Consider the following 20200-nt stretch of genomic DNA (forward strand, 5'->3'; position numbering starts at 1 on the left):
GTGACCAACAATGAGAGCACTGCTCTTGCTTTGGATCACCAATCCAGTGCACACTGCTCTTAAGCGAGAGCACTGCTCTCTCAACTATAGGAGTCCACGATGTCGCAGGTGCACTACATCAAGCCCGGCCGCTTCGACAACATGCTCAACGGCGCTGTCGCCTGGCTCGCCCGCCACGGCATCAGCCTCATGGGCACCGCCGAGCTCTCCGTACGCGGCCGCACCAGCGGCGAATGGCGGCGCATCCCGGTCAACCCGCTCCCCTACGAGGGCGGCCCGTATCTGATCTCCGCCCGTGGCCACTCCCAGTGGGTCCGCAATCTGCGGGCGGCCGGCGGCGGACAGCTCCAAGTCGGCCGCAAGACCCAGCAGTTCACGGCGGTCGAGCTGCCCGACGAGGAGAAGCCCGCGCTGCTGCGCACCTACCTGGAGCGCTGGGGCTGGGAGGTCGGACGCTTCTTCGGTGACGTCAACGCCAAGTCCACGGACGAGGAACTCCTCGCCGCGGCGCACAAGCACCCTGTCTTCCGGATCACCGTGTCGAAGTGACCGCCGAGGCGGCCGACGCGCAAGTCACGGCGACCGGAGAGACGACCGACGCGGCAGCCGAAGCGACCGACCATGCGCCCGACGCGCAAGGCACAGCGACCGACCAGGCGCCCGACGCGCAGGTCACGGCGAGCGGCGAGACGCCCGGCGCGCAAGCCGAAGCGACTGGCGAGACGCCCTCCCGGAGCAAGTCCGCGCCCCGGCCGCTCAGGCCGACGGTTCGCTCGGCTCCGCGCGGCGGTCGAGCGCTTCCAGTGCCCGCCGCGCCACCGCGTGCGTCCGCACCAGCCCCGCCAGCGTCGTCGATCCACGCGTGATGTCCGCGAACGCCCGCCACGCGGGCCGCAGACCGGTGATCGCCGCATGGAAAAGCCCCGGACGGCGCTCGAAGATCGCCAGCATCCGCCGCCCGACGCCCATCTCCACGCCAAGACCGGCCTTGATCGCGAACGCGTAGTTCAGCGCCTGACGCCTCGCGTCCACAGCGTCATGGGCCTCCGAGATCCGTACCGCCCACTCCCCCGCGAGCCGTCCCGACCGCAGCGCGAACGAGATCCCCTCCCGGGTCCACGGCTCAAGGAGACCGGCCGCGTCCCCGCACACCAGCACCCGCCCGCGCGACAGCGGCGAGTCGTCGCTGCGGCACCGGGTCAGATGTCCGGAGGAGATGGCGGGCTCGAACCCGGCGAGCCCCAGCCGTGCGATGAAGTCCTCCAGATAGCGCTTGGTCGCCGCGCCCTCGCCCCGGGCCGAGATCACACCGACCGTCAGGGTCCGCCCCTTGGGGAACACCCAGCCGTAACTGCCCGGCATCGGCCCCCAGTCGATGAGCACGCGCCCCGCCCAGTCCTCGGCCACGGTCGCCGGTACCGGGATCTCGGCCTCCAGGCCCAGGTCGACCTGGTCGAGCTTCACCCCGACATGTGCGCCTATCCGGCTGGCGCTGCCGTCGGCGCCGACGACGGCGCGGGCAAGCACGGTCTCGCCGTCGGCAAGCACCACGGCGACCGTGCGCCGGTCCGGCACGGCGGGTCCGTGCTGCTCGACCCGGGAGACGGTCGCGCCCGTACGCAGCACGGCTCCCGCCTTCTGCGCCTGCTCGACAAGACCGGCGTCGAACTCCGGCCTGTTGATGAGCCCGAAGAGCATCCGCTTGGAGCGGCGCGTACGCGTCAACCTGCCGTTCAGCGAGAAGGTGACGGCGTGCACCCGGTCGAGCAGCGGCAGCTCGAAGCCCGGCGGCAGACTGTCGCGCGAGGGGCCGATGATCCCTCCGCCGCAGGTTTTGTAGCGGGGCAGTTCGGACTTCTCCAGCAGGAGCACCTGACGGCCGGCCACCGCCGCGGCGTAGGCGGCCGAGGCCCCGGCGGGCCCGGCGCCGACCACGACGACGTCCCACACCGGCTGGTCGTGCCCCGGCTCGTCGTGCTCACCCACGGCGTCTGCGTTCTCGCTGCTCACGATGTGCTTCTGCTCCCCATCCGAGGCGTGATCATGCTCTCGACGGCATCCTACGGCGCGGTCACTTCCTGCCCGTGGGAGGATCAACCACACATTCGCCGTACACATATCTCACAACGTCGCACCCACAAGGAGCGTGCCCATGACCGCCGATCCGATCGCCGAGACCATTGCGTCCCTGATGCCCCGCGCCAAGGCGGAGCTGACGGAACTGGTGGCCTTCCAGTCGGTGGCGGACGAGGCCGTGGCACCGAGGAGCGAGTGCGAGGCCGCCGCGAACTGGGTCGCCGATGCGCTGCGCGCCGAGGGTTTCCAGGACGTCGAGCTGCTCGACACCCCTGACGGCTCGCAGTCGGTGTACGGGCTGCTGCCCGGCCCGGAGGGTGCGCGGACCGTGCTCCTCTACGCGCACTACGACGTCCAGCCGAAGCTGGACGAGGCCGCCTGGGTGAGCCCGCCCTTCGACCTGACCGAGCGCGACGGCCGCTGGTACGGGCGCGGTGCCGCCGACTGCAAGGGCGGCTTCATCATGCATCTGCTCGCGCTGCGCGCCCTCAAGGCGAACGGCGGTGTCCCCATCAATGTGAAGGTGATCGTCGAGGGATCGGAGGAGCAGGGCACGGGCGGCCTGGAGCAGTACGCCGAGGCGCACCCCGAGCTGCTGACGGCCGACGCGATCGTGATCGGCGACACCGGGAACTTCCGGGTGGGTCTGCCGACGGTGACGGCGACGCTGCGCGGGATGACGATGATCCGCGTCCAGATCGACACCCTTGAAGGCAATCTGCACTCGGGCCAGTTCGGCGGCGCCGCGCCCGACGCGCTGGCCGCGCTCATCCGCGTACTGGACTCATTGCGTGCCGCGGACGGTTCGACGGTGATCGACGGGCTCCCCGCGCAGGCCCAGTGGGACGGACTGCAGTACCCGGAGGACGAGTTCCGCAAGGACGCCAAGGTCCTCGCCGGTGTCGGTCTGACCGGCAACGGCACGGTCGCCGACCGTATCTGGGCGCGCCCCGCCGTCACGGTGATCGGCATCGACTGCCACCCCGTGGCGGGCGCGACCCCCTCCATTCCGGCGAGCGCCCGGGCCCAGATCAGCCTGCGCGTGCCGCCCGGCCAGGACGCGGCCGAGGCGACCAAGCTGCTCTTCGCCCACATCGAGAAGCACACGCCGTGGAACGCCCGGGTCTCGCTGGAGCAGGTGGGCCAGGGCCAGGCCTTCCAGGCGGACGTCACGAGCCCCGCGTACACCTCGATGGCCGACGCGATGCGTGTCGCCTACCCGGGCGAGGAGATGCAGGCCTCCGGCATGGGCGGCTCGATCCCGCTGTGCAACACGCTCGCCGCGCTCTACCCCGAGGCGGAGATCCTGCTCATCGGTCTGAGCGAGCCGGAGGCCCAGATCCACGCGGTGAACGAGTCGGTCTCCCCCGAGGAACTGGAGCGGCTGTCCGTGGCGGAGGCGCTGTTCCTGCAGAACTACGCCGCGAGCTGACCGTCGAGCGCGCGTAGGGGTAGAGCCGAAGGCATACGCGTAGAGCCGAAGCCGCACGCGCAGAGCAGAGAACGTACGCGCAGAGCAGAGAACGTACGCGCGAAGCTGAAGCCGTACGCCCACAGTGACGGGCCCTCGCCTTGCGTCGGGGGCCTTTCTACGGTGGGGCGCATGGATGTCATCAAGGTTCTTTCCGAGCTGCACCTGCTGCGCTTCCCTGTCGGCCAGGCCTATCTATGGCGCGACGGGGACGAGTTGACGCTGATCGACGCGGGCACGATCGGCGCCGGTCCGCTCATCGCGGACGCCGTGAGGGGGCTCGGACTGCACCCCCGGGACGTGCGGCGGATCGTGCTGACGCACTTCCACGAGGATCATGCGGGCGGGGCGGGCGAGTTCGCGGCGCTGAGCGGTGCGCCGGTGCTGGCGCACCGGCTGGACGCGCCGTTCGTACGGGGCGACGAGCCGGGTCCGCCGCCCCTGTTCGAGGACTGGGAGCGGCCGATCTTCGCGGAGGTGGCGAAGCTGCTGCCGCCGCCGTCGGACGAGCCCGTATTGCCCTCGGACGTACGGGAGTTGGAGGACGGGGAACTCCTCGACTTCGGGGGCGGAGCGCGCGTGGTGTCCGTGCCCGGGCACACGGAGGGCAGCATTGGTCTCCATCTCCCGGCGCACGGCGTCCTGTTCACCGGGGACGCGGTCGCCGCGGCACCGGAGCACGGCGGCGTTCTGATGGGCGTGTTCAACCAGGACCGTACGCGCACCGTGGAGTCGTTTCGGAAGCTGGCCGCTCTCGACGCGGACGTCGCCTGCTTCGGCCACGGCGATCCGGTGACCCGCGACGCCTCGGCGGGCCTGCGGGAGGCGTTCGAGCGCGACCACGGGTAGACCGGGCCGGCCGGGGGCGGGCCGTCAGACCGGGACGCCCGCCTCCAGGTAGAGCGCGGAGCCCCGCTCCCGCGCCCTCAGCGCCCAGCGCAGCCGCTCGTAGCGCGTCGGCGGCAGCAGCTCGGCGGCCTCCTCCTCGGCGACGAACCGCCAGCCGCGCAGCTCCGATCCGGGCAGCAGCACCCGCCCTGCCTCGCCGCTGTCCAGCCGGCCGCCGTCGTAGAGCAGCCGCAGCCCGCCGAAGCCCGGTGGCCGCGGCGCCTCCCAGTCGACCACCAACAGCCGGGGCACCTGGGCGAGTTCGATGCCCAGCTCCTCGGTCACCTCGCGCATCCCGCCGCGCGCGGGTGGCTCGCCTCGCTCCACCACTCCGCCCGGGAACTCCCAGCCGGGCTTGTAGGTGGGGTCGACGAGGAGCACCCGGTCCTCCTCGTCGAAGAGCAGTACTCCGGCGGCCAGTGTTTCGGCGGTCGGCTCGGGGGTCTGCACGATCTCGCAGACCGCGGCGTCCCCGCTGCGTACCGCCGTGGCTATGCGCCGCGCCGTCTGAAGGGGGTCGAGCCGGCTGGTGTCGATGACGTGCGCGTCGCCCCCGATCCAGTCGAGGGCGGCGAGGTACGGCTCGATGTGGTCGTACGCCCATTGCCTCACGCGCTGGTCGGCATCCGGGATGTCCGGCTCCTCGCGGGTGGCGATCCGTTCGCGCAGGATCGTTTCATCCGGTCGAAGCAGCACATGCCGTACCGGAATGCGGCGGGAGGCGAGACCGCCGAAGATCTCGTCGCGGTACTCCTGGCGCAGCAGAGTCATCGGCACGACCAGCACCCCGCCGAGCTCGCTGAGCAGCGCCGCCGCCGTGTCCACCACGAGGCGCCGCCAGATCGGCAGATCCTGGTAGTCGCTCACCTCGGCCAGGCGCTTCTGCGGCAGCAGATGGCGCAGCTGGCCGCCGATGAGTTCGGGGTCGTACAGCGTGCTGTTCGGGATCAGATCGATCAGTTCGCGCGCGGTACTGGTCTTGCCCGCTCCGAACGCACCGTTGATCCAGACAATCACGGTTCCCCCTCTTCCGTAGCCCACAGTGGATTGCCCGCAACACCCTGCCACGAAAACCCGTGTCGGGAACCCGCCGGTTGATCGTGGTCGGCGTCGCGGATCCAACTGTGGCCGTGCTGTTGCCGGTTCACCACCACCGTGCGGGAACCTGGTGCGTCTCACCCTACGAACAGACGGCTTCGCCGGACCGTGACACGGGCGTGTGAAGCGTCGTTGGAGCGGGAGAGACAAGGGGGTGCGGGATGCGCCGTACGGTGTTGGAGAGGTTTCCCGCCGGGGGCCCGCGCGGGAGCTGGCCGGCCGAGGAGTTCGCACGCGCACGCCGGGACGAGGGCCTGGCGGCGGAGGTCGTGATGGACCTGGAATCGGATGCGTTCCTGGTCGTCGTGCCGCAGCAGCCCGCGGACGCGGTCACCTAGGGGGTGTCTTTCGGATCTTGCCGGGCTCGCGTGCCCTGGCACGCACGGTCGCTGCGTTGTCGTCAGTCGCCGACGCTCCGCGTCGGCTCCTTCCTCCGCCTTGCGATCGCACGCACCAGACCCCGCTCACTGATCCGGCCTGATCCAAAAGACACCCCCTAGGGCCCGGCCCCCGCCCGGACGGGGACGGGGGCCTCCTCGGATCAGCCCTTGGTTGAGCCGAGCGTGAGCCCGGCGATGAAGTGCCGCTGCAGCAGCAGGAAGACCAGCAGCGTCGGCAGCGCGACGATCACCGAGCCCGCGGCGAGCAGGTTGTAGTCGGTGAAGAACTGGCCGCGGAGATTGTTGAGCGCCGAGGTGACGGGGAGCTTGTCGCCGTCGGAGATGAAGACGAGCGCCCACAGGAAGTCGTTGTACATCCAGGTGAACTGGAGCGTACCGAGCGCCGCGAGGGCCGGTCGGCACAGCGGCAGGGTGATGCGCCAGTACTGCGTCCACACGCTCGCGCCGTCCACGATCGCCGCCTCCAGGATCTCCTGCGGCAGCGTGCGCATGAAGTTGGCGAGCACGAAGACGCAGAAGCCGATCTGGAACCCGACCTGGACGGAGATGACGGCCCAGTACGAGTCGAACATCGTCATCGAGTCGGACATCCAGTAGGGCAGCGGGATGCGGTTGAACATGACGTACAACGGAGTGACGATCACCTGCTGGGGCAGCAGATTGCCCGCGGTGAACAGCATCAGGAGCAGGATCGAGCCGCGCATCTTCAGCCGCGCCACGGCGAAGGCGACGAACGAGGCGAAGAACAGCGCGAGAAGCACCCCCGGCACGGCGATGATGAGGGTGTTGACGAAGTACTTCGTCATCCCCGAGTCGCTGAAGGCCTGCTGGTAGTAGTCGAAGGAGAGCTTCTTCGGCAGCGAGAAGTACCCGCGCTCGGAGGTCTCGCCGTACGGCCTGAGCGAGGCGTAGACCGCGAGCAGCAGCGGCGCGAGGAAGGCCAGCGAGACGGTCATCAAGAAGGCGTGCAGGCCCAGCCGTCCGGGGCGCAGGAGGCGCTTTCGGGGCTGCGCGGGCGGGGCGGGCCGGGCGGCAGCGGGCGCCGGGGCGGTGTCGAGCGTCATCGGTTCTTCTCCCCACGGATCTCCTGGACCAGGTACGTCACGACGAATCCCATGGAGACGAGCAGCAGGACGACGGCGATGGCGGAGCCGAATCCGATCCGGCTGGCCTCGCCGATGATGTTGTCGGTGACGAGTACGGAGAGCAGCTCCAGGCCGTTTCTGCCCTTGTTGACCGCGTAGACGATGTCGAAGGCGCGCAGCGCTTCGATGACGGTGATGACGCCGACGATGACATTGACGGGCCGCAGGGTCGGGAAGACGACGCGGAAGAAGGTCTGTGCCTCACTGGCCCCGTCGATGGCGGCGGCTTCCTTCAGGGAGGGGTCGACGGCCTTGAGCCCGGCCAGGTAGAGGATCATCACATAGCCGGTGTGCCGCCAGGCAGCGGCCAGCAGGATCATCCAGAGGTTGATGTCGGGGTCGCCGAGCCAGTCGGTGGGATTCTCGGTGTCCCCGAGGATCGCGTTGAGCGCGCCCTGGTCGCGGGAGAAGACCAGTTGGGCGATGAAGCCGACGACGGCGAGCGAGAGCACCACCGGCATGTACAGCGTGGACTGGTAGAAGCGGCTGAACCGCACGCCCCTGTCGATCAGGACGGCCAGCAGCAGCCCGAAGGGGGTGGCGACCAGTCCGAGGAAGGCCAGCCAGAGCAGGTTGTGGCGGGCCGCCGGCCAGAACTGCGGATAGTCGGTGAAGAGGGTCTCGTAGTTCTTCGTACCGACCCAGGAGATGTCTCCTATGCCGTCCCAGCTGGTGAAGGAGAGCACGACGGAGGCGAGGGTCGGTCCCCACACGATGGCCAGGTCGAGCAGGATCGGTATGCCCAGCAGCACGCCGAGAACGGCGCGGTCGCGGCGGGTGAAGCGCCGCGGACCCCGCCGTGCGGCGCGCCTTGTGATGCTCACGCCCGATCGCCCCCCGGAGTCCTTCAGGGTGCCCCCGGCGGCCTGGGGTTCCGGGCCGGGGACGTGTTCCCCGGAAGAGTGCAGCAGCGGCACGGCTGGTGGCTCCAAGTCGGTTGCGGCCGGTGTCGGTTCAGCCTTCGGCGGCGAAGATGGTCTTCTTCTGCCTCTCGATGCTGTTGACCAACCCATCCACGTCCTTCGGCTTGTTGATGAAGGTCTGGATGGCCGGAATCATCACCGTCGACGAGAAGTCGGGCCTCGTGTCGCGGTCCAGGAACTGCGAGATCTGCTTGGCGCCCGAGACGAGGTCGACCGCCTTCTTCTGCAGCGGGGAGTACTTCGAGGTGTCGGCCTGGTCGCTCACGGCGATGTTGTTGGGGTCACTGGCGAGGTAGATGTCCTCCGCCTTGCCGGTGGCCAGCCACTTGAGCAGGTCCTTGGCGCTCTCCATGCTCTTGCTGTTCTTCAGTTCCTTGGACTTCTTCGCCAGCAGGAAGCCGTCGATGGGAGCCTCGACCGCGTCCTGGCCGTGCTCGGGGTTGATCTCCGGGAAGGGGAAGAAGTCGATGTCGGCCTGCTCGCCCTTGGGGAACTGGGCGCCGGGGTGCGGGAGTCCGAAGACGGCCATGCCCGCTTCCTTCTTCTGCAGGCTGGTCGCGGCCTCCTGCCAGGTGCGGCCGTTCGCTCCGGGCTGGCAGTACGGGAGGATGCTGCGCCAGGTGTCGAAGACGTCCTTGACGCGCTTGTCGGTCCACGCCTCCTTGCCCGCCATGAGGTTCTTGTGGAACTCGTATCCGTTACTGCGCATGTTGATGTAGTCGAAGGTGCCCATCGCGGGCCAGCCGTCCTTGTCGCAGAACGCGATCGGGACAAGCTTGTCCTTCTGCATCTGCCTGGCGAGGGCTATGTACTCGTCGAGGGTCTTGGGGGCCTGGTAGCCGTACTGCTGGAAGACGCTCTTCCGGTGGAAGACGGCCCAGGGGTAGTAGTAGTACGGGGTGAGGTACTGCTTGCCGTCCTCGCCCGTCGACTGGGCCTTCAGCGCGGCCGAGAAGCCCTGGTAGCCCGCCCAGTTGTCGCTGATGTCGTGCAGCAGGCCCTTCTTGGCGAAGAACTGCATGCGGTAGCCCGCGAACCACATGAACACGGAGTCCGGCTTGCCCTGCAGATAGCGGTTGATGTTCTCCTGGAAGGTGTTGTGGTCAACGGTGTTGACCTTGACCTTCCGTCCGTCCTTCGACTGCTCCGCGTACGCGGCGAACGCGTCGGCGAACGCCTTCTTCGGCACAGGGTCGGACGAGTTGGACCCCACCTTGATGGTCTTGCCGTCCCCGCCGGGGCCGCTGTCGCAGGCAGCGAGCAGCGAGGGCAGCGCGATCGCACCTGCACCCACCGCTGCACCGCGCAGCAGGCTCCGCCGGGACATCCGATGTCCTGCCACGCTCCCGGGCGCGGCAGGACCGTTGAACGATGACTGCGCCATGTCCCCTCCTCCGGGGTGCAACCCAACACAACCCAACGCGAGGATTGGATCTCACTCCCAGAAAGGGGTGTCGTCAAGGGTTTTGGCGAGACATCGAACAACCGTTACCGCTTCTCTTCAACAGACTCCAACACGCCCTACCGTAAACGCTCGCGACGGACACGCACCTCCAGCCGTCCCAAAATGGGCGAGTACGGAGGAACGTAACGATGCGTCACCTTCCCACCCGCAGTACCCGTCGCAGAGTCGTCGGAGCGCTGGCCGCGGCGCGGTAGTCACCGACGGCCGGAAGTGCGTCGATTCCGACCACGCCAACTGGCCACTGCTGAGCGGCCGGTCTCAGGACCGGCCGCTTACGACGGCTGCCGCCTCGCCCTGCCTGCCGAGCGAGGCGGCAGCCGCCGCACCCACCAGACCGGCGTCCGTGCCCGTCAGCGCCGGGGCCACCGTGAGGCGCTGAACGAAGGAGAGCGCGGCGTAGTCGCGCAACGAGCGGCGCAACGGAGCGAACAGCACCTCGCCCGCGCCCGCCACTCCCCCGCCGATCACCGCGATCTCGATCTCCACGAGAGTCGCGGTGGCGGCGATACCAGCGGCGAGCGCCTGGGCCGCGCGCTCGAAGGAGGCGATGGCGACCGGGTTCCCCGCGCGGGCGGCGGCGGCCACCGCGGCGGCCGAGGTGTCTCCGTCGAGGCCGGGCCGCCAGCCGTTCTCCAGTGCCCGGCGTGCGATGTTCGGGCCGCTGGCGAGGCGCTCGACGCAGCCGCGGGCGCCACAGGGGCAGAGGTCGCCGTCGAGGTCGACACTGATGTGGCCGATGTGCCCGGCGTTGCCGGTGGGGCCGGGGTGGAGCTTGCCGCCGAGGACGAGTCCGCCGCCGACGCCGGTCGAGACGACCATGCACAGGGCGTTGTCGTAGCCGCGGGCCGCGCCCTGCCAGTGCTCGGCCGCCGTCATCGCGACACCGTCCCCGACCAGCTCCACGGGGAGCCCGCCCACGGCCCGGCGCACCCGCGCGACCAGGGGGAACCCGCGCCAGCCGGGGACGTTGACCGGGCTGACCGTGCCTGCGGATGCGTCCACGGGTCCGGCACTGCCGATGCCGACGGCGCTGGCCCGCACCCAGAGCGGGGATGCGGCGAGCTCACCGAGGACCGCCTCGACCGCGCGCATCACCGTGTCGCCGTCCTCCTTGGCCGGAGTCGGGCGCTGGGCCCGCACCAGGATCGTGCCGCTGCCGTCCACCAACGCGCCGGCGATCTTGGTGCCGCCGATGTCGAGCGCGGCGACGAGGTCGGTATGCATCGGTGTGGGATCCCCCATGGGAGCTGTCGGACCTGCGGGTTCGGTAACAGTCTCCATTCCCCTGACAACGTTGTCCAGGGCCTATGCTCGACGCCACACCCTCGCACACCCGACGACGACAGGACAGCGCACTGTGGCCGAGACCGACGATCCCCTGGCTTCGCCCGGGCGCCCCAGAGGCCCCGAGCCCCGCTACGGCAATCGGCCCACCATGAAGGATGTCGCCGCCCGGGCGGGCGTAGGCCTCAAGACCGTCTCCCGGGTGGTCAACGGCGAACCGGGTGTCACCCCCGACACCGAGCGCCGGGTGCAGGAGGCCATCGAGTCCCTGGGCTTCCGCCGTAACGACAGCGCGCGCGTCCTGCGCAAGGGCCGCACCGCCTCCATCGGGCTCGTCCTCGAAGATCTCGCCGACCCCTTCTACGGCCCGCTCAGCCGCGCCGTCGAGGAGGTCGCCCGCGCGCACGGCGCGCTGTTGATCAACGGTTCCAGCGCCGAGGACCCGGACCGCGAGCAGGAGCTGGTGCTCGCGCTGTGCGCCCGCCGGGTCGACGGGCTGATCGTGATTCCCGCAGGTCATGACCACCGCTATCTGGAGCCCGAGATCAAGGCGGGCATAGCGACGGTGTTCGTGGACCGGCCGCCCGGTCAGATCGACGCCGATGTGGTGCTCTCCGACAGCTTCGGCGGCGCCCGCGCGGGCGTGGCCCATCTGATCGCGCACGGGCACCGCCGTATCGGCTTCATCGGCGACCAGCCCCGTATCCACACGGCCGTCGAGCGGCTGCGCGGCTATCGCGCCGCCATGGAGGACGCCGAGCTCACGGTGGACGAGTCCTGGGTGTCGCTGGGCTCCACCGCGCCGGAGCGGGTGCGGGCCGCCGTAACCGCGATGCTGACTGGTCCCGACCCGGTCACCGCGATCTTCGCGGGCAACAACCGGGTGACGGTGACGGCGGTACGGGCGCTGGCCGAGCGCGAGCGGCCGGTCGCCCTGGTCGGCTTCGACGACATCGAGCTGGCCGATCTGCTGGGCATCACGGTCATCGCCCAGGACGCCGCAACGCTGGGACGTACCGCGGCCGAGCGGCTGTTCCGGCGTCTCGACGGCGCGGACGACGCACCCTCGCAGGTGGCGCTGGACACAGTGCTGATCCCGCGCGGTTCGGGCGAGATCCCGCCGTCAGCAGACGGGTAGGCCCGGCACCGGCTCGTCGTTGTCGCCGCCCTTGATGTAGACGTCGCTGACGAGGACATCGGCGTTCCCGCTGTCGTCGTCGGTCTTGGCCCACCAGACGTTCGTCCACTGGCCGTAGGTCTCGCGGCGGCCCAGATTCTGCTGGCAGTAGAAGTAGTTGGTGCCAGCGTTCAGCGTGCCCACCCGCGTGCCGGACGCGGTGTACGAGTTCGCGGTGCGCCAGACCTCGCAGTTGTACTTCCCGGCGCCGATCGCGTGGCAGGCGGCCGCGGGGGTCGGGGCCGGACCGCCGCCGGTCGTCGAACCGCCGCCCGTGGTCGTGGTGCTGGAGCCGCCGGTCGACCCATTGGTGGTGCCCGAGGATCCCCCGGTGGCCGAACTGCCGCCCGTGGTACCCGAGTCGGAGCCTCCGGAGACCGTGCCCGGCGCCGGCGGCTTCGCTGACGGCGAGGCCGACTTGGTGGCGCCCTTGTCGGTGGGCTTGCCGCTCGGGCTCTGCTTCCCGTTCGTGGGGCTCCCGCCGGGCTCCCCGGGTGCGCTGGAACCGGCGGCCGGGCTCTCGCCCCGGCCGCCCGCGAGCTCGCTGCCCTTGGTGCCGTCCCCGCCCCGGCCGACGAGGGCGTACGTCACGCCTCCTCCGGCGAGCAGGACGGCGAGGACTCCGGCGGCGACCAGGGCCCGCGCTCGACCAGGGCGGCCGGACGCGGGAGCCGGGGCATGCGCGGCCGGAGCGGCGGCGGGCCCCGGCGGGGCCTGCGGCACAGCGGGCCCGAAGCCCTCGGGCCGGTGCGGCATCTCGTTGAGCTCGGTCGGCACCCGGGTCGACGGGTCCGGCGCCGGAGGCACCGCGGAACCGAGCGACACGGTCGATGTGGCGGTGTCCTTGCCCTCGGCCACCGCGGTCAGCAGGCGGGCCGCGGTGTCCGCGTCGGGTCGCTGCGCCGGGTCCTTGTGCATCAGCTGCCGCAGTACGGGTGCGAGCGCCGCGGCCCGGCGCGGCTCGGGCAGCGGATCCACGACGATGGCGTTCAGCGTCGACCAGGTGGAGGTGCGGCGGAAGGGGGCGGAGCCCTCGACAGCCGCGTACAGAGTCGCGCCCAGTGCCCAGATGTCCGAGGCCGGTCCGGGCGCCTGGCCCTGGGCGCGTTCGGGCGCCAAGTAGTCGAGCGAGCCGACCAGTTCGCCGCTGCGTGTCAGATGGGTGGTGGAACCGTCGCCCGGGTCGTCCATCGCGGCGATGCCGAAGTCGGTGAGCACCACCCGGCCTCCCCCATAGCCTTCGGCATGGGAGGTACCCCCACCTTCGAGCAGCACATTGCCGGGCTTGACGTCGCGGTGCAGCACGCCGGCGCGATGGGCGGCGCCCAGCGCCCCCAGCACCCTGGCGCCGATGGCGGCGGCTTCGCGCGCGTCGATGACGCCGCGTTCGCTCAGCACATCGTCCAGCGAGGGGCCGTCGATGAACTCCATGACGATGACCGGGCGGCCCTGGTGCTCGGCGACGTCGTGGACGGCGATGACCCCGGGGTGGCGTACGCGCGCGGCGGCGCGGGCCTCGCGCTGCATACGCACCGTCAGGTCGGCCAGTTCGGGGCCCGAGGAGTCGGTGTAGGTGCGCAGTTCCTTGACGGCGACCTCACGGCCGAGCACCTCGTCGAGGGCCCGCCACACGACGCCCATGCCGCCGCGGCCCAGCTGTTCGATCACCCGGTAGCGGCCGGCGATCCGCTCGTTCTCCCCCGAAGACACCGCTGCCCCGATCCTGTTGCGACTCTGGTCGCGTACAGGGTAAGGGGCAGCGGTGACAGCTTCGGGCGGTTGTTACTTGGCTGTGGCAGTGAGGTCTCCGCGGCGCGGCGCGGCGAATCCGTCCAGATCGGCACGGGTCAGACCGGTGAGCCGGGCCACCTCGGCCGTGTCGAGGGCGCCGCAGTCGATGCCGCGCAGCAGATAGCTGCTCAGCGCCTTGGCGGTGGCGGGCTCGTCCATGACGTCGCCGCCCGCGTGGTTGGCGTAGGCACGAAGGCGTGCCGCGGCCTGCTCGAAGCCCTCGCGGTAGAAGGCGAACACGGCGGCGTAGCGGGTCGGCAGGTGGCCGGGGTGCATGTCCCAGCCCTGGTAGTAGGCGCGGGCCAGCGCGCGGCGGGTCAGGCCGTAGTGCAGCCGCCAGGCGTCGTGGACCTTCTCGGTGCTGCCCACCGGCAGGACGTTGGTGGAGCCGTCCGACACGCGTACGCCGGTGCCCGCTGCGGCGACCTGCATGACGGCCTTCGCGTGGTCGGCTGCCGGGTGGTCGCTGGCCTGGTAGGCGGCGCTGACGCCGAGGCAGGCGCTGTAGTCGAAGGTGCCGTAGTGCAGTCCGGTGGCCCGGCCCTCGGCGGCGTCGATCATCCGGGCCACGGCCGCGGTCCCGTCGGCCGCGAGGATGGACTGGCTGGTCTCGATCTGGATCTCGAAACCGATGCGGCCCGCCTCCAGGCCGCGGGCCTTCTCGAAGGCTTCGAGCAGCCGGACGAACGCGGTCACCTGCTCCGGATACGTCACCTTGGGCAGCGTGAGCACGAGTCCGCCGGGCAGGCCGCCGGCCTCCATCAGACCGGTGAGGAAGATGTCGAGGGTACGGATGCCGCGCTCGCGTACGGCGGCCTCCATGCACTTCATACGGATACCCATGTACGGGGCGGCGGTGCCGTTCCGGTACGCCTCGCTGATCAGCCGGGCGGCGCGGGCGGCGTGCGCGTCCTCCTCGGCGTCGCCACGGCCGCCGTAGCCGTCCTCGAAGTCGATACGCAGATCCTCGATGGGCTCGCGCTCCAGCTTGGCCCGTACGCGGTCGTGAACAGGGGCGGCGAGTTCGTCGGAGAGGCCGAGGACGGCGGCGAAGGACGCGGCGTCCGGGGCGTGCTCGTCCAGCGCGGCAAGCGCCTGGTCGCCCCAGGAGCGGATGCTGTCGGCGGCGAAGGCGTCGCCGGGTACGTAGACGGTGTGGACGGGCTGGCGCGTGCCGGGGTCTCCCGGGTAACGGCGGGCGAGCTCCGCGTCCACCGGCGCGAGGGAGGCGCTGATGCCCTCGCTGACCGCGCCGGCGAGGCTCGTTGCCACCTTCTCCTGCTGACCCATCCCGTACCCTCCTGTTTTCCGCTCCACGGAATCAATAATCCGTATAGCGAAGTTAATAGGCGGTGACTACCTGCGTCAATGGTCGCCCGAATGACGGCGGGGCCGCGCGGTGACCAACACCGCGCGGCCCCGGCCGCTCAAGACATGCGCAGGTCAGCCCTTGCGGGTGTTGACCTCTTCGGTCAGCTGCGGGACGACCTCGAACAGGTCGCCGACCACGCCGTAGTCGACCAGGTCGAAGATCGGGGCCTCGGCGTCCTTGTTGACGGCCACGATGGTCTTCGAGGTCTGCATACCGGCCCGGTGCTGGATCGCGCCGGAGATGCCCGAGGCGATGTACAGCTGCGGGGAGACCGACTTGCCGGTCTGGCCGACCTGGTTGGAGTGCGGGTACCAGCCGGCGTCCACCGCGGCACGCGAGGCGCCGACGGCGGCACCGAGCGAGTCGGCCAGCGCCTCGATGATGTGGAAGTTCTCGGCACCGTTGACGCCACGGCCGCCGGAGACCACGATCGCGGCCTCGGTCAGCTCGGGGCGGCCGGTCGACTCGCGCGGGGTGCGGGAGACGACCTTGGTACCGGTGGCCTTCTCGGAGAAGGAGACCGAGAGGGCCTCGACGGTGCCCGCGGCCGGGGCGGCCTCCACGGCGGCCGAGTTCGGCTTGACCGTGATGACCGGAGTGCCCTTGGAGACACGGGACTTGGTGGTGAAGGAGGCGGCGAACGCGGACTGCGTGGCCACCGGGCCCTCGTCGCCGGCCTCGAGGTCGACGGCGTCGGTGATGATGCCGGAGCCGATACGGACCGCGAGGCGGGCCGCGATCTCCTTGCCCTCGGCGGAGGACGGGACGAGCACGGCGGCCGGGGAAACGGCCTCGTACGCGGCCTGCAGCGCGTCCACCTTCGGCACGACGAGGTAGTCGGCGAACTCGGGGGCGTCGGCGGTCAGCACCTTCACCGCGCCGTGCTCGGCGAGGGCGGGGGCGGTGGCCTCGGCGCCGGAGCCGAGGGCGACGGCGACCGGCTCGCCGATGCGGCGGGCCAGGGTCAGCAGCTCCAGGGTGGGCTTGCGGACGGCGCCGTCCACGTGGTCGACGTAGACGAGAACTTCAGCCATGGGATTGCTCTCCTGCGAATGCGAAGTGTCTGGGGGCGGTTGGGGAAGTGGCCGAAGCTCAGATGAACTTCTGGCTCGCGAGGAACTCTGCGAGCTGCTTGCCGCCCTCGCCCTCGTCCTTGACGATCGTGCCGGCGGTACGGGCCGGACGCTCGGCAGCCGAGTCCACCGAGGTCCAGGCGCCCTCGAGGCCGACCTCGTCGGCGTCGAGCTCGAGGTCCTCCAGGTCCAGGGACTCCACCGGCTTCTTCTTGGCCGCCATGATGCCCTTGAAGGACGGGTAGCGGGCCTCGCCCGACTGGTCCGTCACGGACACGACGGCCGGCAGGGACGCCTCGAGCTGCTCGCTCGCGGTGTCACCGTCACGACGGCCCTTGACTACGCCGTCCTCGACCGAGACCTCGGAGAGCAGCGTGACCTGCGGGACGCCCAGCCGCTCGGCGAGGATCGCCGGGAGGACACCCATGGTGCCGTCCGTCGACGCCATACCGGCGATGACCAGGTCGTAGCCGGTCTTCTCGATCGCCTTGGCGAGCACCAGCGAGGTGCCCATGACGTCGGAGCCGTGCAGGTCGTCGTCCTCGACGTGGACGGCCTTGTCGGCACCCATGGACAGCGCCTTGCGCAGGGCGTCCTTGGCGTCCTCGGGACCGACGGTCAGCACGGTGATCTCCGCGTCGTCCGCCTCGTCGGCGATCTGCAGCGCCTGCTCGACCGCGTACTCATCCAGTTCCGACAGCAGGCCGTCGACGTCGTCGCGGTCGACGGTCAGGTCATCGGCGAAGTGCCGGTCGCCGGTGGCGTCGGGCACGTACTTCACACAGACAACGATCCTCAAGCTCACGCCGGCTCTCCTACTGCATCGTCTCTATTGAGCTGCCTTCTGTTGGCAGCATAGGCGCCTTACTGGGCGGATCCCGGTCGGGGCTGGCCGCGCACCGAACGAAATATTACTCGTCAGTACACCCAGCTCCTTCCCCATATGCAAGCGCTTAGTACTGTGACCTTGCCAACGCTGCGTAACCGGAAAGTCTCACTCCCTGAGGGCATTGAAACGTCCTTGGTGATAGAGCAGCGGACGGCCGGCTCCCGCGGGGTCGCCGACGACGGCCTCGGCGATCACGATGCGATGATCCCCGGCCGGGACACGGTTGATGATCCGGCACACCAGCCAGGCCAGTACGCCGTCGAGAACGGGCACGCCTTCGGGGCCGGTGCGCCAGGAGGTCTGCGGACCGAAGCGGTCGGCGCCGCTGCGGGCGAAGGTGGCGGCCAGATCGCGCTGGTGCTCGCCGAGTATGTGGACGCCTATGTGCTCGGCCCGGGCGATGACCGGCCAGCTGGAGGACGAGGCCCCCACCCCGAAGGAGATCAACGGGGGCTCGGCGGCTACAGAGTTCAGAGACGTGGCGGTGAATCCGACGGGGTTCTCACCCTGGGCGGTGATCACCGCGACGCCCGCGGCATGCTGCCGGAAGACGGAGCGAAGCAGGTCGGGAGAGGCCAGCTGAGGAGTGCCGAGTTCGGGCGAGGCCGTCATGGTGTCCTTCTGGAGGGATGCGAGCGGGGCGGCGGTGGCTGTTCACACAGCCGGACAGCGCGCGCTCGCGTTCCGGGCGAGGTCCACATGAGCCCGCCCGTGGAGAAGGAGTTCTGAAGGCACTGCGTCAGCGTGACGATGCATGGCGGGTGCAGTCAAGCGCGTTCCACGATGTGCGACACGTGTCACGGGGCGTCACACCGCCTGCCCCAGTGCGGCGATGACATCCGCCGTGCGGGGCTGCCCCGACGCGCGGGTGACGATACGGCCGTCCGCGTCGAGCACCAGCACGGTCGGTGTCTTGAGAATGCCGAGCTCCCGGACCAGCGCCAGCCGCTCCTCAGCGTCGATCTCGACATGGGTGACTCCGTCGACCATGCCGGTGACTTCGGCGAGGGTGCGCCGGGTGGCCCGGCACGGCTGACAGAAGGCACTGGAGAACTGCACGAGCGTCGCCCGCTCGCCGAGCTCGGCACCCAGTTCGTCCGCGCCGAGCCGTCTGCCGGCATCCCGTCCGCGCACCTTCAGCCTCCCTCCGCTGCGTTGCTGCCACCCGCCGAAGGCGCTCGCCGCCGCGAGCACCACCAGTCCTGTCATCCCAGACACCAGCATTCACGAGACTGCAAAGAACCCCGCACCGCTCCCGCCGATCGGCTGCGCCGCCGCGTTCCTCAACGCCGTATTCGGGTACTGCCTGGGGTGTGAGCTGTTTCTGCTACTGCGCCGCGCCGCGCCTGTCCGGTCATGATGTGACAAGAAGGACGTGAGAAGAATCTCGCCCGCCTCAGGCCTCAGGACTGGTCAGCACGCCGCGCATGGGGCACGATCTGCCCAATGCCGAAAACCTACGGCTGCGTAACTTCCGCCGGGAGAACCCTCCCCGGGCACAACAGAAGGGTCTTCTCCAGATGGCAGAGCTCGTCTATCGGCCGGTCATCGGCGCCGCTCGAACCATGTTCAAGGCGCTGGACCTGAAGATCGACACTCAGGGTTCGGAGAACATCCCGCGCTCGGGCGGCGCTGTGCTCGTGAGCAACCACATCAGCTACCTGGACTTCGTCTTCACCGGCCTCGCAGCGCTCCCCCAGAAGCGCGTGGTGCGCTTCATGGCGAAGGAGTCGGTCTTCCGGCACAAGATCTCCGGCCCGCTGATGCGCGGAATGAAGCACATCCCGGTGGACCGCAAGCAGGGCGAGCAGGCCTACGCGCACGCGCTGGCCTCGCTTCGCGCCGGCGAGATCATCGGCGTGTTCCCCGAGGCCACGATCTCGCAGTCGTTCACCCTCAAGTCCTTCAAGTCGGGTGCGGCCCGTCTCGCCCAGGAGGCCGGCGTACCGCTGATCCCGATGGCGCTGTGGGGTACGCAGCGGATCTGGACCAAGGGCCGCCCGCGCAACTTCAAGCGCAGCCACATCCCCGTGACGATCCGGGTGGGCGAGCCGGTGGAGGCTCCCACCGACCAGTACGCGGGCGCGATCACGCGCCGACTGCGCGAGCGGGTGCAGGAGCTTCTGGAAGCGGCGCAGCGCGCCTATCCCGTACGCCCCAAGGACGCGAGCGACACCTGGTGGGTGCCCGCGCACCTCGGGGGTACGGCGCCGACGCCCGCCGAGGTCCGCGAGGCCGGTTAGGTCCTGTCCGGTCGATCAGGCCGGATCAGGGAGCGGGGTCTGGCGTGGTGCATCGCAAGGCGGAGGATGGAGCCCACGCGGAGCGTAGGCGACTGACGACAACGCAGCGAGGTGCCGTGCCAGGGCTCGCGAGCCCGGCAAGATCGGCCGGACAGGACCTAGACGTCACACCTGGGGCTGGGGCGGGTGGACCGTGATCCGCGCCCCGGGACTCAGCTTCTCCAGCGACTCGGCGAGTTCGGCGGCTGCGGCCCCGAGCTCGCCGATCGTCATGGGGGCCATGGACTCCAGCAGGAACAGCGCGTTCACGGACTGTTCGGTGAGCCGGGTCCGTACGCCCTGACGCCAGTTCCAGCGCCGGCAGGTGACGCCCTCGTCGTCGCACCAGACCACCTCGCCCGCCTCCGGATGCTCCACGGTCTCCTCGCCGCCCGCGACGGTGACGAACGGCTCGTCGCCCGTGGCGCGCAGCAGCCTCATCCCGCCCTTGATGTGGTCGGTGTCCTCACCGCCGACCGGAATCAGATGCGCGACGCTGACCGCGTTGTAGGCGTCGACCAGCAGATTGATCCGCGGCAGGCCGCCGTCCGCGAGCGCCCGCCTGGCGAGCGCCTCGGCGGAGTTGCGGGTGCGCGACGGCTTGGCGCCGAAGGCGGCGTACGCCTCGCGCCAGGCGGCGATGTGCGGGTCCTCGTGCGGGGCGCGCGCGCCGAGCCGCTCGGCGAGCCGGCGGGCGGCGTCGTCCAGGAGCGCCGAACTGTCCGCGCTGCTGGGCCCGTTGACCAGACCGCGGGCCTCGACGGCGACGTGGGTGAAGCCGGGCGCGATCGCCCGGACCTCGTCGGACACGGTGAGCGTGAGCGTCATGATTCTTCGTGCCTCACAGTTCGGCTGGGTACAAGTT

19 protein-coding genes and 1 pseudogene are annotated in these 20200 nt (G+C 70.1%); 7 read left to right on the forward strand and 13 right to left on the reverse strand.

Features of this window, described 5'->3' with window-relative positions; genetic code table 11:
• Positions 1 to 99 precede the first annotated feature (99 nt).
• The gene (locus tag OOK40_RS30710; protein ID WP_266488054.1) at positions 100 to 549 is read left to right on the forward strand and encodes a nitroreductase family deazaflavin-dependent oxidoreductase; all 450 of its coding nucleotides are present in this window, start codon (positions 100 to 102) and stop codon (positions 547 to 549) included.
• Between the two features lie 207 nt (positions 550 to 756).
• Here OOK40_RS30710 and OOK40_RS30715 read toward each other — a convergent pair whose 3' ends face one another.
• Positions 757 to 2010: a geranylgeranyl reductase family protein gene (locus OOK40_RS30715; RefSeq protein ID WP_266488056.1), complete on the reverse strand. Its 1254-nt coding sequence runs from the start codon at positions 2008 to 2010 to the stop codon at positions 757 to 759.
• A gap of 142 nt (positions 2011 to 2152) precedes the next feature.
• Between OOK40_RS30715 and OOK40_RS30720 the strand changes: the two genes are divergently transcribed.
• Together OOK40_RS30720 and OOK40_RS30725 are read left to right on the forward strand one after the other, a co-directional pair.
• Positions 2153 to 3508, forward strand: a complete 1356-nt coding sequence (locus tag OOK40_RS30720) for a dipeptidase (RefSeq protein WP_266488058.1) — start codon at positions 2153 to 2155, stop codon at positions 3506 to 3508.
• Between the two features lie 171 nt (positions 3509 to 3679).
• Complete coding sequence (locus tag OOK40_RS30725; protein WP_266488059.1) at positions 3680 to 4396, forward strand: MBL fold metallo-hydrolase; 717 nt, start codon at positions 3680 to 3682, stop codon at positions 4394 to 4396.
• 24 nt (positions 4397 to 4420) lie between these two features.
• Here the strand turns inward: OOK40_RS30725 and OOK40_RS30730 are convergent, their stop codons facing one another.
• The gene (locus OOK40_RS30730) at positions 4421 to 5452 is read right to left on the reverse strand and encodes an NUDIX hydrolase (protein ID WP_266488061.1); all 1032 of its coding nucleotides are present in this window, start codon (positions 5450 to 5452) and stop codon (positions 4421 to 4423) included.
• Between the two features lie 242 nt (positions 5453 to 5694).
• Here OOK40_RS30730 and OOK40_RS30735 point away from each other — a divergent pair, with 242 nt between their 5' ends.
• Positions 5695 to 5871 (forward strand): hypothetical protein, encoded by a 177-nt coding sequence (locus OOK40_RS30735; RefSeq protein WP_266488063.1) that lies wholly within the window; start codon positions 5695 to 5697, stop codon positions 5869 to 5871.
• 203 nt (positions 5872 to 6074) lie between these two features.
• On the opposite strand, the gene OOK40_RS30740 is transcribed toward OOK40_RS30735, so the two are convergent.
• From OOK40_RS30740 to OOK40_RS30755, 4 genes are all read right to left on the reverse strand, one after another.
• On the reverse strand, positions 6075 to 6998 hold the full coding sequence (locus OOK40_RS30740; RefSeq protein ID WP_266488064.1) for a carbohydrate ABC transporter permease: 924 nt from the start codon (positions 6996 to 6998) through the stop codon (positions 6075 to 6077).
• Positions 6995 to 7903 (reverse strand): carbohydrate ABC transporter permease, encoded by a 909-nt coding sequence (locus OOK40_RS30745; protein WP_266488065.1) that lies wholly within the window; start codon positions 7901 to 7903, stop codon positions 6995 to 6997. Before OOK40_RS30745 ends, OOK40_RS30740 begins: the two co-directional genes overlap by 4 nt.
• Before the next feature lie 130 nt (positions 7904 to 8033).
• Positions 8034 to 9329 (reverse strand): ABC transporter substrate-binding protein, encoded by a 1296-nt coding sequence (locus tag OOK40_RS30750; protein WP_266488067.1) that lies wholly within the window; start codon positions 9327 to 9329, stop codon positions 8034 to 8036.
• A 396-nt stretch (positions 9330 to 9725) separates the two neighbouring features.
• Positions 9726 to 10691 carry an ROK family protein gene (locus tag OOK40_RS30755; RefSeq protein ID WP_266488069.1) on the reverse strand — a complete coding sequence of 322 codons (966 nt, stop codon included), beginning with the start codon at positions 10689 to 10691 and terminating at the stop codon, positions 9726 to 9728.
• A 211-nt stretch (positions 10692 to 10902) separates the two neighbouring features.
• On the opposite strand from OOK40_RS30755, the gene OOK40_RS30760 reads away from it, so the two are divergent.
• Complete coding sequence (locus tag OOK40_RS30760) at positions 10903 to 11889, forward strand: LacI family DNA-binding transcriptional regulator (protein WP_266488536.1); 987 nt, start codon at positions 10903 to 10905, stop codon at positions 11887 to 11889.
• Here OOK40_RS30760 and OOK40_RS30765 read toward each other — a convergent pair.
• The 6 genes from OOK40_RS30765 to OOK40_RS30790 all read right to left on the reverse strand — a co-directional run bounded on the left by OOK40_RS30765 (position 11875) and on the right by OOK40_RS30790 (position 18262).
• Complete coding sequence (locus OOK40_RS30765) at positions 11875 to 13638, reverse strand: serine/threonine-protein kinase (protein ID WP_266488072.1); 1764 nt, start codon at positions 13636 to 13638, stop codon at positions 11875 to 11877. The two genes, OOK40_RS30760 and OOK40_RS30765, sit on opposite strands and share 15 nt — an antisense overlap.
• Before the next feature lie 72 nt (positions 13639 to 13710).
• Positions 13711 to 15009, reverse strand: a complete 1299-nt coding sequence (locus tag OOK40_RS30770) for an aldolase/citrate lyase family protein (RefSeq protein WP_266488075.1) — start codon at positions 15007 to 15009, stop codon at positions 13711 to 13713.
• A gap of 153 nt (positions 15010 to 15162) precedes the next feature.
• Positions 15163 to 16125, reverse strand: a complete 963-nt coding sequence (locus OOK40_RS30775) for an electron transfer flavoprotein subunit alpha/FixB family protein (RefSeq protein ID WP_266488077.1) — start codon at positions 16123 to 16125, stop codon at positions 15163 to 15165.
• Between the two features lie 58 nt (positions 16126 to 16183).
• Positions 16184 to 16969 (reverse strand): electron transfer flavoprotein subunit beta/FixA family protein, encoded by a 786-nt coding sequence (locus OOK40_RS30780; RefSeq protein ID WP_266488079.1) that lies wholly within the window; start codon positions 16967 to 16969, stop codon positions 16184 to 16186.
• A gap of 189 nt (positions 16970 to 17158) precedes the next feature.
• Positions 17159 to 17665 (reverse strand): flavin reductase family protein, encoded by a 507-nt coding sequence (locus OOK40_RS30785; protein ID WP_266488081.1) that lies wholly within the window; start codon positions 17663 to 17665, stop codon positions 17159 to 17161.
• Positions 17666 to 17860: 195 nt separating this feature from the next.
• Positions 17861 to 18262: a thioredoxin family protein gene (locus tag OOK40_RS30790; protein WP_266488083.1), complete on the reverse strand. Its 402-nt coding sequence runs from the start codon at positions 18260 to 18262 to the stop codon at positions 17861 to 17863.
• A gap of 61 nt (positions 18263 to 18323) precedes the next feature.
• On the opposite strand from OOK40_RS30790, the pseudogene OOK40_RS30795 reads away from it, so the two are divergent.
• Together OOK40_RS30795 and OOK40_RS30800 are read left to right on the forward strand one after the other, a co-directional pair.
• Positions 18324 to 18413 (forward strand): annotated as a pseudogene (locus OOK40_RS30795) (DUF4395 family protein); the annotation flags it as partial.
• A 160-nt stretch (positions 18414 to 18573) separates the two neighbouring features.
• Positions 18574 to 19296 carry a 1-acyl-sn-glycerol-3-phosphate acyltransferase gene (locus tag OOK40_RS30800; protein ID WP_266488085.1) on the forward strand — a complete coding sequence of 241 codons (723 nt, stop codon included), beginning with the start codon at positions 18574 to 18576 and terminating at the stop codon, positions 19294 to 19296.
• 165 nt (positions 19297 to 19461) lie between these two features.
• Here OOK40_RS30800 and OOK40_RS30805 read toward each other — a convergent pair whose 3' ends face one another.
• Positions 19462 to 20163, reverse strand: coding sequence for a B3/4 domain-containing protein (locus tag OOK40_RS30805; protein ID WP_266488086.1), 702 nt, complete (start codon positions 20161 to 20163; stop codon positions 19462 to 19464).
• Between the last annotated feature and the right edge of the window lie 37 nt (positions 20164 to 20200).

Origin of the sequence: Streptomyces sp. NBC_01481 (assembly GCF_026339995.1) — a bacterium.
Taxonomy (GTDB): Bacteria; Actinomycetota; Actinomycetes; order Streptomycetales; family Streptomycetaceae; genus Streptomyces.

Coding starts and splice junctions, on each gene's coding strand:
- OOK40_RS30710 (WP_266488054.1), top strand. CDS start 100: ATGTCGCAGGTGCACTACATCAAGCCCGGCCGCTTCGACAACATGCTC.
- OOK40_RS30720 (WP_266488058.1), top strand. CDS start 2,153: ATGACCGCCGATCCGATCGCCGAGACCATTGCGTCCCTGATGCCCCGC.
- OOK40_RS30725 (WP_266488059.1), top strand. CDS start 3,680: ATGGATGTCATCAAGGTTCTTTCCGAGCTGCACCTGCTGCGCTTCCCT.
- OOK40_RS30735 (WP_266488063.1), top strand. CDS start 5,695: ATGCGCCGTACGGTGTTGGAGAGGTTTCCCGCCGGGGGCCCGCGCGGG.
- OOK40_RS30740 (WP_266488064.1), bottom strand. CDS start 6,998: ATGACGCTCGACACCGCCCCGGCGCCCGCTGCCGCCCGGCCCGCCCCG.
- OOK40_RS30750 (WP_266488067.1), bottom strand. CDS start 9,329: ATGTCCCGGCGGAGCCTGCTGCGCGGTGCAGCGGTGGGTGCAGGTGCG.
- OOK40_RS30755 (WP_266488069.1), bottom strand. CDS start 10,691: ATGCATACCGACCTCGTCGCCGCGCTCGACATCGGCGGCACCAAGATC.
- OOK40_RS30760 (WP_266488536.1), top strand. CDS start 10,903: ATGAAGGATGTCGCCGCCCGGGCGGGCGTAGGCCTCAAGACCGTCTCC.
- OOK40_RS30770 (WP_266488075.1), bottom strand. CDS start 15,009: ATGGGTCAGCAGGAGAAGGTGGCAACGAGCCTCGCCGGCGCGGTCAGC.
- OOK40_RS30775 (WP_266488077.1), bottom strand. CDS start 16,125: ATGGCTGAAGTTCTCGTCTACGTCGACCACGTGGACGGCGCCGTCCGC.
- OOK40_RS30785 (WP_266488081.1), bottom strand. CDS start 17,665: ATGACGGCCTCGCCCGAACTCGGCACTCCTCAGCTGGCCTCTCCCGAC.
- OOK40_RS30790 (WP_266488083.1), bottom strand. CDS start 18,262: ATGACAGGACTGGTGGTGCTCGCGGCGGCGAGCGCCTTCGGCGGGTGG.
- OOK40_RS30800 (WP_266488085.1), top strand. CDS start 18,574: ATGGCAGAGCTCGTCTATCGGCCGGTCATCGGCGCCGCTCGAACCATG.
- OOK40_RS30805 (WP_266488086.1), bottom strand. CDS start 20,163: ATGACGCTCACGCTCACCGTGTCCGACGAGGTCCGGGCGATCGCGCCC.